15 protein-coding genes and 1 pseudogene are annotated in these 14,444 nt (G+C 63.9%); 10 read left to right on the forward strand and 6 right to left on the reverse strand.

The annotated features are described in order from the left end of the window. The first annotated feature begins 30 nt into the window (after positions 1 to 30). The 5 genes from JG746_RS24460 (at position 31) to JG746_RS24480 (ending at position 4,289) form a co-directional block, all read left to right on the forward strand. Complete coding sequence (locus JG746_RS24460; protein WP_202355059.1) at positions 31 to 699, forward strand: CvpA family protein; 669 nt, start codon at positions 31 to 33, stop codon at positions 697 to 699. A 103-nt stretch (positions 700 to 802) separates the two neighbouring features. Beyond that, complete coding sequence (gene purF, locus JG746_RS24465) at positions 803 to 2,272, forward strand: amidophosphoribosyltransferase (RefSeq protein ID WP_019857255.1); 1,470 nt, start codon at positions 803 to 805, stop codon at positions 2,270 to 2,272. A 127-nt stretch (positions 2,273 to 2,399) separates the two neighbouring features. Then, positions 2,400 to 3,140, forward strand: a complete 741-nt coding sequence (locus JG746_RS24470) for an SDR family NAD(P)-dependent oxidoreductase (protein ID WP_202355060.1) — start codon at positions 2,400 to 2,402, stop codon at positions 3,138 to 3,140. Positions 3,141 to 3,257: 117 nt separating this feature from the next. Further along, positions 3,258 to 3,899 (forward strand): hypothetical protein, encoded by a 642-nt coding sequence (locus JG746_RS24475; RefSeq protein WP_202355061.1) that lies wholly within the window; start codon positions 3,258 to 3,260, stop codon positions 3,897 to 3,899. A gap of 171 nt (positions 3,900 to 4,070) precedes the next feature. Beyond that, positions 4,071 to 4,289: a hypothetical protein gene (locus tag JG746_RS24480; RefSeq protein ID WP_027045347.1), complete on the forward strand. Its 219-nt coding sequence runs from the start codon at positions 4,071 to 4,073 to the stop codon at positions 4,287 to 4,289. A gap of 50 nt (positions 4,290 to 4,339) precedes the next feature. On the opposite strand, the gene JG746_RS24485 is transcribed toward JG746_RS24480, so the two are convergent. Further along, the gene (locus tag JG746_RS24485; protein WP_202355062.1) at positions 4,340 to 4,846 is read right to left on the reverse strand and encodes an OsmC family protein; all 507 of its coding nucleotides are present in this window, start codon (positions 4,844 to 4,846) and stop codon (positions 4,340 to 4,342) included. A 219-nt stretch (positions 4,847 to 5,065) separates the two neighbouring features. Between JG746_RS24485 and JG746_RS24490 the strand changes: the two are divergent. Beyond that, a pseudogene (locus tag JG746_RS24490) lies at positions 5,066 to 5,952 on the forward strand (DMT family transporter). Between the two features lie 61 nt (positions 5,953 to 6,013). Beyond that, on the forward strand, positions 6,014 to 6,922 hold the full coding sequence (locus tag JG746_RS24495) for a DMT family transporter (protein WP_202355063.1): 909 nt from the start codon (positions 6,014 to 6,016) through the stop codon (positions 6,920 to 6,922). A gap of 199 nt (positions 6,923 to 7,121) precedes the next feature. Here JG746_RS24495 and JG746_RS24500 read toward each other — a convergent pair whose 3' ends face one another. Then, positions 7,122 to 7,985 carry a LysR substrate-binding domain-containing protein gene (locus JG746_RS24500; RefSeq protein WP_202355064.1) on the reverse strand — a complete coding sequence of 288 codons (864 nt, stop codon included), beginning with the start codon at positions 7,983 to 7,985 and terminating at the stop codon, positions 7,122 to 7,124. Between the two features lie 112 nt (positions 7,986 to 8,097). On the opposite strand from JG746_RS24500, the gene JG746_RS24505 reads away from it, so the two are divergent. Next, a complete protein-coding gene (locus tag JG746_RS24505; protein WP_202355065.1) occupies positions 8,098 to 8,505 on the forward strand; it encodes a tautomerase family protein in 408 nt (135 codons plus the stop codon). A gap of 6 nt (positions 8,506 to 8,511) precedes the next feature. Here the strand turns inward: JG746_RS24505 and JG746_RS24510 are convergent, their stop codons facing one another. Together JG746_RS24510 and parS are read right to left on the reverse strand one after the other, a co-directional pair. Next, positions 8,512 to 9,018 carry an RES family NAD+ phosphorylase gene (locus JG746_RS24510; RefSeq protein WP_202355066.1) on the reverse strand — a complete coding sequence of 169 codons (507 nt, stop codon included), beginning with the start codon at positions 9,016 to 9,018 and terminating at the stop codon, positions 8,512 to 8,514. Next, entirely contained in the window at positions 9,015 to 9,500 is a 486-nt protein-coding gene (gene parS / locus JG746_RS24515; RefSeq protein WP_202355067.1) for a type II RES/Xre toxin-antitoxin system antitoxin, read from the reverse strand. The genes JG746_RS24510 and parS overlap by 4 nt, the downstream gene beginning before the upstream one ends. Before the next feature lie 170 nt (positions 9,501 to 9,670). Here parS and JG746_RS24520 point away from each other — a divergent pair, with 170 nt between their 5' ends. Continuing rightward, positions 9,671 to 11,893, forward strand: a complete 2,223-nt coding sequence (locus tag JG746_RS24520) for an AMP-binding protein (RefSeq protein WP_202355068.1) — start codon at positions 9,671 to 9,673, stop codon at positions 11,891 to 11,893. A gap of 27 nt (positions 11,894 to 11,920) precedes the next feature. Here JG746_RS24520 and JG746_RS24525 read toward each other — a convergent pair whose 3' ends face one another. Then, the gene (locus JG746_RS24525) at positions 11,921 to 12,739 is read right to left on the reverse strand and encodes a CDP-alcohol phosphatidyltransferase family protein (RefSeq protein ID WP_202355069.1); all 819 of its coding nucleotides are present in this window, start codon (positions 12,737 to 12,739) and stop codon (positions 11,921 to 11,923) included. Between the two features lie 3 nt (positions 12,740 to 12,742). Further along, the gene (locus JG746_RS24530; protein ID WP_202355070.1) at positions 12,743 to 13,441 is read right to left on the reverse strand and encodes a phosphatidylserine decarboxylase; all 699 of its coding nucleotides are present in this window, start codon (positions 13,439 to 13,441) and stop codon (positions 12,743 to 12,745) included. Positions 13,442 to 13,644: 203 nt separating this feature from the next. Here JG746_RS24530 and JG746_RS24535 point away from each other — a divergent pair, with 203 nt between their 5' ends. After that, positions 13,645 to 14,361, forward strand: coding sequence for a lysozyme inhibitor LprI family protein (locus tag JG746_RS24535; RefSeq protein WP_202355071.1), 717 nt, complete (start codon positions 13,645 to 13,647; stop codon positions 14,359 to 14,361). The last annotated feature ends 83 nt before the right edge of the window (positions 14,362 to 14,444 follow it).

Here is a 14,444-nt window from a genome sequence, read left to right on the forward strand (position 1 = left end):
TGAAAAAGAGATCGGAGTGGGGCCAAAGACATGCCGATTACGCTGCTTGACGGAATCCTGGTCGGCTTCACCCTGGTCTCGGCGATGCTCGCCATGGTTCGCGGCTTCTCGCGCGAGGTGTTGTCTGTCGTATCGTGGGCGGCGGCAGCGGCGGCGGCTTTCTTCTTCTACAAGCCGGTCCTGCCCTATCTGAAGCCCTATATCGAGAACGAGAAGGTCGCCATGGCGGCCTCGGCCGGCGTCGTCTTCATCATCGCGCTGATCGTCGTCTCGGTCATCACCATGAAGCTTGCCGACTGGATCATCGATTCGCGCATCGGCGCGCTCGACCGCACGCTTGGCTTCCTCTACGGCGCCGCGCGCGGCATCCTGGTCGTCGCGGTGGCGCTTTTGTTCTTCAACTGGCTGGCCGGCGCCAAGGCTCCGGCCTGGGTGACAGAGGCCAAGTCGCGGCCACTGCTGGAACAGATCGGCGCCAAGCTTGAAAGCCTGCTGCCGGCCGACACGGAAAACGCAATCCTCAAGAAGCTCAGCCCGAAAGCGGGCGCCGAGACTCCGGCTGCCCCGGATGCACCTGCGGCGGATGTGCCGGCAACAGGTGACGACGCCAACACGCCGGCCCCTGACGACAATGACGCCGGCCCGGCGGACAACACCGCCAAGCCGGCACCGGCGGCACCCACGGCACCGGCAAACTGACGCCGAAACGGGCGTCGGTTAAGGCGATGGTGTGAAAGGCTGCACGGCGCGCGTTGCTTTCGACGCGAACCCGCATTATATGGCGATTTTAGCGGAGCTTAAGATGGCAGACGCAGACGACGTGCTTTCCGCCGAGGCCGACGACCATTTCCACGACGAATGCGGTGTGTTCGGCATTTTCGGCCGGCAGGATGCCGCGGCCATCGTCACACTCGGCCTGCATGCACTGCAGCACCGCGGCCAGGAAGCGGCCGGCATCGTTTCCTATGACGGCAGCCAGTTCCATGTCGAACGCCATGTCGGCCTGATCGGCGACACTTTCACGAAGCAGCGCGTGATCGACAGCCTGCAAGGCAACCGCGCCATCGGCCATACGCGCTACGCCACGACCGGCGGCGCCGGCATGCGCAACATCCAGCCCTTCTTCGCCGAACTCGCCGATGGCGGCTTTGCGGTCGCCCACAATGGCAATCTCACCAACGCCATGACGGTGCAGCGCGCGCTGCAGAAGCAGGGCGCGATCTTCTCGTCCACCTCCGACACCGAGACGCTCCTGCATCTGGTCGCGACCAGCAAGGAACGCGACCTCAACTCACGCTTTATCGACGCCGTGCGGCAGGTCGAAGGCGCCTTCTCACTGGTGGCGATGACGGCCAAGAAGATGATTGGCTGCCGCGATCCGCTTGGCATCCGCCCGCTGGTGCTGGGCGACCTCGACGGCGCCTGGATCCTCGCTTCCGAGACCTGTGCGCTCGACATTATCGGCGCGCGTTTCGTGCGCGACCTGAAGCCCGGCGAGATGGTGGTCGTCACCTCCAAGGGCATTGAAAGCCTGTTCCCCTTCGAGCCACAGAAGACCCGCTTCTGCATCTTCGAATATGTCTATTTCGCCCGGCCGGATTCCTCGGTCGAAGGCCGCAACGTCTACGAGGTGCGCAAGCGCATCGGCGCCGAGCTGGCGCAGGAGAACCCGGTCGAGGCCGACATCGTCGTGCCGGTGCCGGATTCCGGCACCCCGGCGGCAATCGGCTTCAGCCAGGCGGCGGGCATTCCGTTCGAGCTCGGCATCATCCGCAACCACTATGTCGGCCGCACCTTCATCCAGCCCGGCGATTCGATCCGCCACATGGGCGTCAAGCTGAAGCACAACGCCAACCGCCGCATGATCGAGGGCAAGCGCGTGGTGCTGGTGGACGATTCGATCGTGCGCGGCACCACCAGCCAGAAGATCGTGCAGATGGTGCGCGATGCCGGCGCCAGGGAAGTGCATATGCGCATCGCCTCGCCGCCGACCAGCGCCTCGTGCTTCTACGGCGTCGACACGCCGGAAAAGTCGAAGCTTTTGGCGTCGCGCATGTCGGTGGAAGAGATGGCCGAATTCATCCGTGTCGATTCGCTCGGCTTCCTCTCCATCAACGGCCTCTACCGCGCCGTCGGCGAGGCCAGCCGCAACGACGAGCAACCGCAGTTCTGCGACGCCTGCTTCACCGGCCAATACCCGACCCGCCTGCTCGACTTCGAAGGCCACGACAATGTGCGCACACTGTCGCTGCTGGCGAACAGTGGGGCGTAGGCTAGAGCAGTTCACCGTTTCACGGAAAACGGCGAACCGCTCTAACTTTTTGTTTTGACACAATTCCGGGCGGAAAACCGCTTCACACTTTTCCTGGAATTGTTCTGGACCTTACGGAAATTCTCGCATGACCCTCGACCTTACCGGCCGCGTCGCGGTTGTCACCGGTGCCTCGCGCGGCATCGGCTATTTCATCGCCAGGGAATTGGCCGCCGCCCGTGCGCATGTCATCGCGGTTGCGCGCACGGTCGGCGGACTGGAAGAACTCGACGACCAGATCAAGGCGGCCGGCGGCCAGGCGACGCTGGTGCCGCTCGATCTCGCCGACATGGCCGGCATCGACCGGCTGGGCGGCGCCATCCATGAGCGCTGGGGCAAGCTCGACATCCTCGTCGCCAATGCCGGCGTGCTCGGCGTCATCTCGCCGATCGGCCATGTCGAGGCCAAAACCTTCGAGAAGGTGATGACCATCAACGTCACCTCGACCTGGCGGCTGATCCGCTCGGTCGACCCGCTGCTCAGGCTTTCCGATGCCGGCCGGGCCATTTTGCTCTCCTCCAACGCGGCGCACTCGGCACGCGCGTTCTGGGCGCCTTACGCCGCATCGAAGGCGGCGGTCGAAACCATGATGCGCTCCTGGGCGCATGAGACGCAAAGCCTGCCGCTGCGCGTCAATGCCGCCGATCCGGGCGCCACCCGCACCGCCATGCGAGCCCAGGCCGTGCCCGGCGAGGATCCGGAGACGCTGCCGCACCCTTCCGAGATCGCCAAGCGCATCGTGCCGCTGGCCAGCCCGGAGTTGAAGGAGACCGGGCTGATCTTTCAGGCCAAGCACAACCGCTTCGTCGCCTACAGGCAGCCCGAATAGCCTTGGTTTTGACGGCTCCCGGAACCGCCCGCGCATTCGGGTGGCCTCCGCCAGGGATTAAAACAGCCTCCGGCTACGTTCTTCGAACGTAGGATATTGAAAAACCGGAGGATCGATATGCGCAGACTTCTTCTCGTTGCCGCCACCGCCTTTGTAGCCGCTCTTGGCGCGACATCAGGCGTAGCCGTCTCGCAAGATGCCAAGATGAGTTTTTTCGTCACCAGCGTCGGCTCCGGCAAGGGCGCCGATCTCGGCGGTCTGAAGGGCGCCGACGCGCATTGCGCTTCGCTGGCCGAAGCAGCCGGCGCCACCGGCAAGACCTGGCATGCCTATCTGTCGACCAGCGCCGAGGATGCCCGCGACCGTATCGGCAAGGGCCCCTGGTTCAACGCCAAGGGCGAGAAAATCGCCGACGATGTCGCCTCCTTGCACAGCGATGCCAACGGCATCACCAAGCAGACGGCACTGAACGAAAAGGGCGAAGTGGTCAATGGCCGCGGCGACACGCCGAACCGGCATGACATGCTGACCGGTTCGAAGCCGGACGGCACCAGGATCGCCGACCAGACCTGCGGCGACTGGACGATGAGCGGCGCCGAAGGGGTGGCGATGATGGGTCATCACGACCGCACCGGGCTCGACGATTCAGCGGCGGCAAAGTCGTGGAACTCCTCGCATGCCTCACGCGGCGGCTGTAGCCAGGAAGCACTGAAAGGCACCGGCGGCGACGGGTTGTTCTACTGCTTTGCAACCAACTGAGCAGCGTAGGCGCAAGCCCGTTCTCAGAGATCGGCACATCATCACGCGGCTGTGATCTGAGGGGGAAAAGCTGCGCGGCGGTCATGCTTTCGTCATTTCCCCGGAGTTGTTAGGATCGTAGCGACTCCCACAACAGCGAGAGCCCAAGCTGGGCAGAACAAGGAAACTCCCATGGCTACGACCGCAGCATTGGTCTGGTATCTGGTAATCGCCGGCCCACAGGGCGGCATGGTGGTGCTGCCCAGTACCTTCGACAAGCGCGAACAGTGCACCGCCGCCATCACCGAATATCAGAAGCAGCCGACACCGACTGGCTGGTCGGTGCAGTGCGTGCCGAGCGCCTCGCCTTTCACTGACGAGGGCGATGCCGAAGAGCCGGCCGCGCAGTAAGGATTTGATATAGTGAGGCTCGCGGCCCGCTGGCTGCGGGCCTTGTGATTTCAGCGCCGGGCGCTCACCGTCAACTCCGGCTTGTGGTTGATGGTCTGGAACACCACGCAATAGCGCTCGGTCAGCTTCAGCAGGGAGTCGATGCGCTCCTGCGGCTCATCCGTATCGAGGCTGAAATTGAGCCGGATGGCGCGAAAGCCGACCGGCGCGTCCTTGGCGACACCGAGCGTGCCGCGAAAATCGAGATCGCCTTCGGCTTCTACCGTGGCAGCGCCGAGCTTGAACTCGAGCGCCGTCGCCACGGCCTTCAGCGTCACCCCGGCGCAGGCCACCAGGGCTTCCAGCAGCATGTCGCCGGAACAGAGCTCGAGTCCCGAGCCGCCGGTTGCCGGATGCAGGCCGGCGACGGCGATCGCCCTGCCCGTCTCGACCTTGCAGGCCACCGCCTGGTCGTCGATGGAGCCCTTGGCTCGAAGCGTGATCAACGCTTGCGAGGCGTCGTCGCGATAGGCCTGCTTCAGCGGCGCCTGCATGGCCTTCAGTTCGGTGGCGTCCATTCGTTGCCTCTTTCGCTTTTGCGGCCAGCGAGTTGCATGGCTTTGTCAGATATAAGTGCCGATCACGTCCTGGAAGCAAGCTCGCAATCCCTGCCCCAACGCAAGCCCAGGGCTGGCGTAGCGCGGTCTCAGCTTTCGCCCGTATAGCTGGGAGTCGAGGCCTGATTTCCCAGAGCCTCAAGCTATTCCTGTTGCTTCCCGCACCTTTGGTCCGCGCCTATGGCCGATGTCGCCATCCTCGAAACACGCGAAAGGGTTCTCGCCGGCATCCTGCTGACCGGCGCCGCCTATCTCTTGTTTTCGACGCAAGACGCTCGATCAAGCTGCTGGTTGCCGGCATGACGGTCTGGCAGATCATGTTCTTCCGCAGCATCACCATTCTGAGCGCCTGCGCGGCGATCGGTGGACGAAAACTGTTCGTCGACACGGTGCGCTCGCCGATCGTGCGGCCCATGCTGGTGCGCAGCGCTTTCACGCTTGCCGCCTGGCTCTGCTACTACAACGCCGCCCGCAGCCTGCAGCTTGCCGAACTGACCACCGTCTATTACGCGGCGCCGATCATCGTCACCGTGCTTTCGGTGTTCCTGCTCGGCGAAAAGGTGCCAATGTTGCGCTGGTTGGCGGTCCTGATCGGTTTTGCCGGCGTTTTCGTCGCTTGCGACCCGACCCATCTCGGCCTGTCCGTGCCGGTGCTGTTGGTGCTTGCGGCTGCGCTTTTGTGGGCCATCGCCATCGTGCTCCTGCGCAAGACGGCACTAGCCGAGCGCTCGATGATCCAGCTCGTCCTCAACAATTTCTATTTCCTCGTGTTTTCTGCGGTGCCGGCGCTGTTGTGGTGGCATACGCCTGATCCGACCCAGCTGCTGCTTCTCGCCAGCGTCGGCGCGCTTGGCGGCCTGGCGCAATATCTCCTCTTCGAAGGCATGAAGCGCTCGCCAGCATCGATCCTCGCCCCTCTCGAATACAGTTCGCTGCTGTGGGCGTTCGCGCTCGGCTTTGCGATCTGGGGCGACGTGCCGCGCCGCGAAGTGTTTCTCGGCGCCGCCCTGATCATCGCCGCGGGGCTGCTGATCGTCGGCAGCGAGCATTTCCGCAAGCGGCTGTGATGGGGATGAGGCTCTTTGCTGACACTACGATGTCAGCACCTGACGGAGTAGGCTGCCCGGCATGACTGACATCGCAGCCGCCACGACCGAAACCACCGAGCGCACGCTTGGCATCATCCTGGTGTCGTCATCGGCTGCCGTGTTCGGCCTGACCGGTGTCTTGACCAAGTCGATCCATGCCGATCCGCTGACGATCACCTGCTGGCGCGGCTTCGTCGGCTCGATCCTGATCAGCCTTTATGTGCTTTGGCGCCGCCGCGGATCGGGCAATCGCGGCACGCTGCGGCTTGGCTGGCGCGGCTGGCTGCTGGCGATTGAGGGCGCACTGGCCAGCATCGCCTTCATCTCGGCGTTCAAATTCACCTACGTGGCCAATGTCGCGGTCATCTATGCGACGTCACCCTTCATCGCCGCCGTGCTGGCCTGGGTGCTGGTGCGCGAGCCTTTCCGCCTGCAGACGATGCTCGCGGCCGCCGTGTCGCTGTGCGGTGTAGGCATCATGGTCTGGTCGGGCTTCGGCACAGGCAATCTGTTCGGCGACGGGCTGGCGCTGCTGATGACCGCGGGCTGCGCGCTCTACATGATCATGGTACGCGCCTTCCGTGACACGCCGGTGGTGTGGGCCGGCGCGGTTTCGGCCTTCCTGCTGTTCATTCTCGGCTGGTTCGTCACCGATCCCCTGGCGGTTACACCAAAGGACGCCGTCCTGCTGGCCACTTTCGGCGCGTCCTTCGCGCTGGCTTCCATCCTGTGGACGGAGGGCGCACGGCTTATCCCGGCGCCCGAATCCGGCCTGCTTGGCTCGGCGGAGGTGCCGTTCGCGATCCTGTTTGCCTTCCTGTTCCTGGCCGAGATACCGCCTGTCGCCAGCATGGTCGGCGGCGCCATCGTGCTGTGCGCCGTGTTCGCCCATGCCGGCCGCGACTGGCTGGCGGCCCGCTCGCAGCAGGCGGCGTCAAATATTTCTTAAAAAAGTGACACAGTCACGGAACCATCATCGGACTCAGACATTATTGGTACGACGGGCCACCCCCCTAGTCCCCCCAAACCCCTCGGCCCGTCCTACTCCCAAGCCGACCGCAAGGTCGGCTTTTTCTTTGCCAAATAGGCCCGACCGTCAGCTTCTCTTTCGCCTGTAAGCTGGAAACGAGGCTTCTCGCCCTGCCAGATCAGCCAGGTGCCCCTGACAGGGCCAGATTGCCGCCAAGCAGCGCCGCCAGATCGCCCGCGGAAGCATCGGCGCCGGCGCGCAGCCGGATGGCGAATTCAGCGACAGGCACATTTGGCAAGCCAAGCTCACGCGGCGCTTCGACAATGCCGGAATGAGCAAAGCGCGGCGTTCGCAAGGTCAGCGCGACGCCGGCATTCACCGCGGTGCGCAAGCCCGCGAGGCTGGCACTGCCGGCGGCGATGCGGTAGCGGCGGCCGGCGGCATCGAGCGCCGCCAGTGCCGCTTCTCGAAAACCGCAATAAGGATCGAGCAGCGCCAGCGGGAGTTCTTCCTGCCGGGAGGCCAGCCCTTTCTGGGAACACAGCCAGATCATCGGTTCGCGCAGAACGCCGACCTCGTCCGCCGCCGCGGTCTGGCGCATGACGATCGCCAGATCGAGGCCGCCGGCCTGCAGCGCCTGCGCCAGTTCGGCCGAGCGGCCGACCCGCAATTCGATCCTGACGCGCGGATGGCTGGTGGCGAAGGCGCGCAGCAGGTCCGGCAGACCGCTGTCGGCGAAATCCTGCGTCGTGCCGATCGCGACACGCCCGGCGGCCCGCGCCCCCTTCAAAGCCAGCCACGCCTCGCGATGGACGGCAAGTATGCGCCTGGCATGACCGACGAGGTCCTCGCCGGCTGGCGTCAGCCCACGCCCCCTGCCCTGCGGCGCCAGGAGCGGCTCGCCGACGATCTCCTCCAGCCGCTGCATCTGCGCGGTCACCGCTGACGGCGAACGGCCGACGCTCGACGCTGCCCGCGCCAGCGAACCACTGTCGACGAAAGCGAGGAAGGTTTTGAGCAGATCCGGATCGAGCGTTTCCATAGTTCGATGTTATCGAATCTTCAGTTGAAAACAATTCGATTTTTTTGATTCAAAGATGATGACATGGTCTGTCCAACGGCGATGAGACGCCGCTCAACCCAGGAGACGAAAAATGCCCATCATCAACATCAGCGTCACCGGCAAGCCGAACGCCGCTTTGTCCGCCGAGATTGCCAGGGAAATCACCGAGATCACCGCCACGCAATTGCGCAAGGATCCGACGATCACCGCCGTCGCCGTATCCTATATCGACCCGCAGCACTGGTTCGCCGGCGGCAAGTCCCTGGCCGAGCATGGCACCAACACGTTCTGGCTGGATATCAAGGTGGTTGACGGCACCAACACCAAGCTCGAGCTGGAAGCCTATCTCAATGCCCTCTTCGAGGCCTTCGGCCGCCTGCTGGGCGGTGTGCACGAGGAAAGCTATGCCTTCGTCCATGAGGTGCCTGCGGCGGCCTATGGCTATGGCGGCAAGACGCAGGAATTCCGCTTCATCAGCGGGCGGTTGAAGGCGGCGTAAAGACGGCTACCTGGCAGGAGGATGAAGCCTTGTATCAAGGGCGAAATCCTCCTGGAGGTGTAGCCTGTAGCGACTGGCCGCTTGGCCGGGGTCGAACACCAGGTTCCAGCTGTGCTGGGATACCGCGCTGGGAATTAGAACCAAGGGATGTTTTGCCAGCAGGCCGTCACCAAATTGCTGCTGTCCCGCGCTGGGAATGCCGGGGCGCAGCCAATTTGCATTGGGAATGTCGTCAATTTCCACCACATGAATCTTCGACGGATCGGTGATGTCGAAGGCCGTCAGCACATGCGGAACCGTATCCAGCGTCCGAAACCCCTTGTGGACGGCCACCTCGAGAATGGCGGTCGAGGGGTCAATGGACGCATATACGGCCCTGACCCCTTTGCTGTTCCATCGTCCACCAAGTTTAAAGGCCCCCTCACCGCTGTCCCAACTTGCCTGGAAGCGTTTGTGATCAAGTCTCCAGCCGAGGACTTCTCCCGTCCCAAGAGAGCCCGGCAAAGGCGTCACGCGTAGACACCATAGTCGAGCCGCTCGAGGAATTCCTGGACAAGGATGGTGCCCGCCGCCGTGGCCAAGAGATCAATCGGTCGTCGGTTGTCCAAGCCCATGGCGGGCTCAATCATCCATTTTTCAGCCGCTTCCTGGCTTCCCAGAACGGACGTGGCCTTGGTGAGGACTCTGGCAAAATTCCAGGTCCGTGAGCCTTGCTCCCGATTGAGCGTCCTGGAGTGATCCGATTTGTGACGCTGAAATGTCCGCTCACTCATGCCGAATGCAGCCTCGAAGGCATCAGCGCCAATAACGGTCAGCTGCCTGACAAGGCTTTCCAAGGCTTGGCTTGGTATTCCATGCAAGATCATTTCATGGGCCTCAAGCGGGCTGGATACCGAGGATCCAAGAACCTTCTGCCCGCCGAACAGGTCGACCAGCCGTTCGAACTCCGGCTCCATGTGTGGTGCTTCGGCAAATCCCGTTGGGAAACTGGCCATGCTCACTTATCCGTCATGTGTCATTTTATTTACGACATCTGTCGCAGCCTTTCAAGTGGCGATCGAAGCACCGCATCAGTCCGCATTGACCTCGAGCGCACTTCCGCTACCCTCTGCTTCTGAAGCGGCCACAGAGCCGCGATGACAAAAATCGTTGGGAGAGACGCGGCATGATCCTGACACTGGCCCTGCTTGCTGGTCTTGTCCTGGCCTGGCTGCTGATTGGCGTGGTGGAAAAATTCCGCCTCGGCCTGCGTTTCAGCCAGGCGATGCTCTATGTGCCGTTCAAGCTCGCCTACCGGATCAGCGACAAGCGCATCAGGATCGCGCGCAAGGCGCAGGCTCCCGTCATCTACGTCATCTCGCATCAGTCGCGCTTCGAACCGGCGCTGATGCTGTCACTGCTGCCGGACGACACGCTGCACATCCTCGACGAGGTCTCGGCGCGTTCGCCCTGGCTCGAACCCTGGCGTGAGCTTGGCCGCACCATTGCCTTCAATGCCGAACATCTTTTCGTCAGCCGCCGGCTGGTGCGCGTGCTGAAGGGCAAGGGCCGGCTCGCCGTCTATCTGCCGGATGCGGTCGAGCCTGACGTCAAGACGTTTCGGCTGTTTCGCGCCGTCACCCGCATTGCCATGCAGGCCGACGCCCGCATCGTGCCGATCTTTGTCGCCGGCGCGCGCAGCCTGACAGTGTCGCTGACGCCGGCAGCCAGGGCGCCGCGGCACTGGTTTCCGCAGCTCTCGATGAGCGTGCTGGAGCCAATGACCATCGCCGAACTGCTGGCGCGCAATCCGGATCAGGCCTCGAACACCAATGCGCTGTTCGACCGCGTCGCCGAGGCACGGCTTTTCGGCAACGATCTCGACCGTGGCCTGTTCCTGGCCATGCGCGATGCCGCAGCCAGGGTTGGCGCCTCGCACCCCATAGTCGAAGATGTCATCTCCGGCGCGCTGAGCTACCGCAAGATGTTCATAGGCGCGCGCGTGCTGGGCCGGCGCTTCGAGGCCGTGACCGCGCCGGGCGAAGCGGTGGGGATAATGCTGCCCAACGCCAATGGCGTGGTGCTGTCGTTGGTCGGCCTTCTCTCGGCGGGCCGGGTGGCGGCGATGATCAACTACACGGCCGGGCCTGCGAGCGTCACGGCCGCCGTGCGCACCGCCGTCATCCGCACCGTCATCTCCTCGCGCGCCTTCGTCGAAAAGGCCGATCTTGCCGATATCGTCGCCGCTGTCGAAAAGGGCGGCGCCAGGCTGCTGTGGCTGGAAGATGTCCGGACCAGCGTCACCGCGCTGGACAAGCTGGCCGCCGCCTTGCTGTGGCGTTTCCCGCTGCAGCGACAGGATGCGGCCAAGCCGGGCGTGATCCTGTTCACCTCGGGCTCTGAGGGAACGCCGAAGGCGGTTGTCCTGTCGCAAAAGAACCTTCTCGCCAACGCCATGCAGGCTGAGGCGCGCATCACCATCTCGCCGGCCGATATCCTGCTCAACGTACTGCCGGTGTTCCATTCCTTCGGCCTGACGGGCGGCACCATCCTGCCGCTGGTCGCCGGGGTAAAGCTGTTCCTCTACCCCTCGCCGCTCCACTACAAGATCATCCCCGAGATTGCGCGCAAGGTGAAACCGACGATCATGTTCGGCACCGACACCTTCCTCGCCAACTATGCGCGCACCGCCAAGGACGGCGACTTCTCCAGCCTGCGCTTCGTCGTCGCCGGCGCCGAGGCGGTGAAGCCGGAAACCCGCCGTGTCTATCGCGAGCGCTTCCAGGCCGAGATCATCGAAGGCTTCGGGCTGACCGAGGCCGCACCGGTGGTTGCCGTCAACACCGCGATCCATGGGCGCGACGGTACGGTCGGCCGGCTGTTGCCGGCAATGCGCATGAAGCTGGAGCCGGTCGAGGGCATTTCGGACGCCGGCCAGTTGTGGCTCGACGGACCCAATCTGATGATGGGCTACATGACCGCGCATCGTCCCGGTGAGCTGCAGCCGCTGAGCGGCTGGCACGACACCGGCGACATCGTCGCCGTCGACCGCGAAGGCTTCATCACCATACGCGGCCGCGCCAAGCGCTTCGCCAAGATCGCCGGCGAGATGGTGTCGCTGGGCGCGGTCGAGATGCTGGTGCAGTCGCTGTGGCCGGAAGAACGCCATGCGGCGGTGGCCGTACCGGACAAAAGGCGCGGCGAGCGCATCGTGCTGGTCACCACCGCCGACGATGCCAATCCCGAAGAGCTGCGCCAGTTCGGCAAGAAGGCTGGGGCGGCCGAACTGATGGTGCCCAACGACATCGTCAAGGTGGAGGAAATCCCGGTGCTGGGTTCCGGCAAGACCGATTATGTCTCGACCAGGAAGCTGGCGATCGACAGGCTGGGGCTGGGCGTGGCGGCCTGAGTCGAATCAAGGACTTCGGCGAACCTTCTAGCCTATATCCGAAGGCGGCACCTTCTCGCCTTCGAGCTTGGCGCGCTTGGAGTAGGCACGCACGGAAAACGGCAGGAAGATCAGATAGCCCGCGACAGATGCCGTCAACGTGTACCAGGGATAGGTCATCAGCAAGAGGATGTAGAGCACCACGGCCAGGATGACCGGCAGGACCCTATCGCCCGGGATCTTGATGCTCTTGCCGGAATAGACCGGCAGCCGGCTGACCAGAAGGAAGGCGACCAGGATGGTGAAGCCGGTGGCGACGAAGGCGGCCGGGCGGCTTGGCTCCAGCCCGAGCCGCAGGAAAAACAGGTACATCGGAAGCATGACCAGCACGGCGCCCGCAGGCGCCGGCACGCCGACGAAATATTCCGACTGCCACAGCGGGCGCTCGGCTTTCTCGTCGTCGAGCACGTTGAAGCGGGCAAGCCTGAGCCCGCAGGCGATGGCGAACAGAAGGGCGGCGATCCAGCCCGGCGAGCCGGCGCGGTCGAGCAGGAAGGCATAAAGCACCAGGGCCGGCGCGACACCGAAATTGACGATGTCGGCCAGCGAATCCATCTGCGCGCCGAATTTGGAGGTCGCCTTCAGCATGCGCGCCAGGCGGCCATCGATGCCATCGAGAAAGGCGGCCAGCAGCACCATCACCACCGCCGTCTCGAAGCGGTCCTCGAAAGCAAAGCGGATGCCGGACAGGCCGGCGCAGATGGCAAGCACGGTGACGAGGTTGGGCAGCACCATGCGCATCGGGATCTCGCGGATGCGCGGACCACCGCTGGCATGGGCCTCGAACTTCTTGAAGGGGGCGCCCAAGGCTCAGGAAATCCTGACCAGAGGAGTGCCGGCGACGACGCCGAATTCGGCGAGCACGGTTTCACCGCCGACCGCCGTCTGGCCAACGGCAACGCGCGGGGTCGCGGCCAAAGGCAGGAAGACGTCGACGCGCGAGCCGAAGCGGATCAGGCCGAAACGTTCGCCGGTGCCGATCGAAGAGCCGGCCTCGGCCCAGCAGACGATACGCCGCGCCACCAGGCCGGCGATCTGGACGGCCGCCACCGTGCCGTTGGGGCTCTCGATGACCAGCCCGTTGCGTTCGTTTTCGGTGCTGGCCTTGTCGAGTTCGGCGTTGAGGAATTTTCCGGGCCGATGTTCGATCTTGGCGATGCGGCCGCGTACCGGCGAGCGATTCACATGGCAGGAAAAGACGTTCATGAACACCGAGATACGCGTCATCTCGACATTGCCGAGGCCGAGCTCGCGCGGCGGCACGGCCGGGCCGACCGCCGAGATGATGCCATCGGCCGGGCTCACCACCAGGCGGTCATCGACCGGCGTGACGCGTTCGGGGTCGCGGAAGAAATAGACGCACCAGGCCGTCAGGATCAGGCCGATCCAGAACAGGACCGAGGAGAAATAGCCAAGGAAAAGCGTCGCCGCGCCAAAGGCCGCGATGAAGGGATAGCCTTCGCGATGGATCGGTACGAACGCGTTCTTGACCGTGTCGACAAGGCTCATGGAGTGGGAGCAGTCCCTGTTTCAGGTCCGGCCTCAATAACTGAAAGCCCCCTTCGCCGCAACGCGACAATCCGCGATGCGGGTGAACTGGCAAAACCCAGCGGGCGTCGGAGAGCCCGACACGCCGCATTTCGCGAAGTCGCGGCCGGCTTGCGCAGCCATGCCATTGCGGTCAAAATTCCGGCCCAGGCGGGAAAAACCTGATGAAAAGCCGGGAATCCTCGATCCGCGTTCTTGCGCTGGTGTTAGCGGTGGTGCCGGCCGTTTGCGGCCCGGCATCGGCGCAGATCAAGCCTTCCTTCGACTGCGCCAAGGCTACGAGCGTGGCGGAAAAGGTCATCTGTACCGACCCTGCTTTGGCGCAGGCCGACGCCGACGTGGCGAAGAATTACGCTGCCTTGCTGAAGACGCTCGACCCTCGTGCCGGCAAGGCCTTGCGCGACGACCAGAGCGATTTCATCGCCTACCGCGACCAGATCGCCGGCTTCAACGAGAACACGCCCAAGGACCAGCAGACTTTCGACCTCGGCGAATTCCTGCGCGACCGCGCAACCTTCCTCGCCGGCATCCAGAAACCCGCGGATACTGGTTTTATTGGCACATGGAGCAGCGCACGCGGCTCGGTCGAGATCAAGGCGGCGGGCGCGGGCAAGCTCGACGTGTCGGAAGAGGTCGCCAATCCGGTCACCGGCGGCGGAGAGTGCGACATCGACGGCACGGTCAAAGCCGGCAAGACTTTGCGGCTGGTCGACACCGATGACAATGACAAGCCGACGGGTTTTATCTTCACCTTCCGCCGCAGCGGCGATGCGCTTGTCGTCGAGCAAAGCGGCGCCGGCAAAGATGACCGATCGGAGCCGCCATCATGCGGCGCCAATGGCCATGTCGATGGAGCGTTTTTTCTGAGCGAAGAACGGTAGCCCACTGTCGGCAAACCGCTTTCTCACCCGTCCTTGGTGAGAAGGCACCTCATCGCGCCGCGATGATGCGCGCAACGGAGGCT

The sequence above is a fragment of the Mesorhizobium sp. 113-3-3 genome, assembly GCF_016756495.1.
GTDB lineage: Bacteria > Pseudomonadota > Alphaproteobacteria > Rhizobiales > Rhizobiaceae > Mesorhizobium.

Bases quoted from the DNA above. Each gene is read 5' to 3' on its own strand.
- JG746_RS24500 (WP_202355064.1), bottom strand. From the start codon at position 7,985: ATGGAAACGCTCGATCCGGATCTGCTCAAAACCTTCCTCGCTTTCGTC.
- parS (WP_202355067.1), bottom strand. From the start codon at position 9,500: ATGGCCAGTTTCCCAACGGGATTTGCCGAAGCACCACACATGGAGCCG.
- JG746_RS24530 (WP_202355070.1), bottom strand. From the start codon at position 13,441: ATGAGCCTTGTCGACACGGTCAAGAACGCGTTCGTACCGATCCATCGC.
- JG746_RS24495 (WP_202355063.1), top strand. From the start codon at position 6,014: ATGACTGACATCGCAGCCGCCACGACCGAAACCACCGAGCGCACGCTT.
- JG746_RS24460 (WP_202355059.1), top strand. From the start codon at position 31: ATGCCGATTACGCTGCTTGACGGAATCCTGGTCGGCTTCACCCTGGTC.
- JG746_RS24520 (WP_202355068.1), top strand. From the start codon at position 9,671: ATGATCCTGACACTGGCCCTGCTTGCTGGTCTTGTCCTGGCCTGGCTG.
- JG746_RS24470 (WP_202355060.1), top strand. From the start codon at position 2,400: ATGACCCTCGACCTTACCGGCCGCGTCGCGGTTGTCACCGGTGCCTCG.
- purF (WP_019857255.1), top strand. From the start codon at position 803: ATGGCAGACGCAGACGACGTGCTTTCCGCCGAGGCCGACGACCATTTC.
- JG746_RS24475 (WP_202355061.1), top strand. From the start codon at position 3,258: ATGCGCAGACTTCTTCTCGTTGCCGCCACCGCCTTTGTAGCCGCTCTT.
- JG746_RS24535 (WP_202355071.1), top strand. From the start codon at position 13,645: ATGAAAAGCCGGGAATCCTCGATCCGCGTTCTTGCGCTGGTGTTAGCG.
- JG746_RS24480 (WP_027045347.1), top strand. From the start codon at position 4,071: ATGGCTACGACCGCAGCATTGGTCTGGTATCTGGTAATCGCCGGCCCA.
- JG746_RS24485 (WP_202355062.1), bottom strand. From the start codon at position 4,846: ATGGACGCCACCGAACTGAAGGCCATGCAGGCGCCGCTGAAGCAGGCC.
- JG746_RS24505 (WP_202355065.1), top strand. From the start codon at position 8,098: ATGCCCATCATCAACATCAGCGTCACCGGCAAGCCGAACGCCGCTTTG.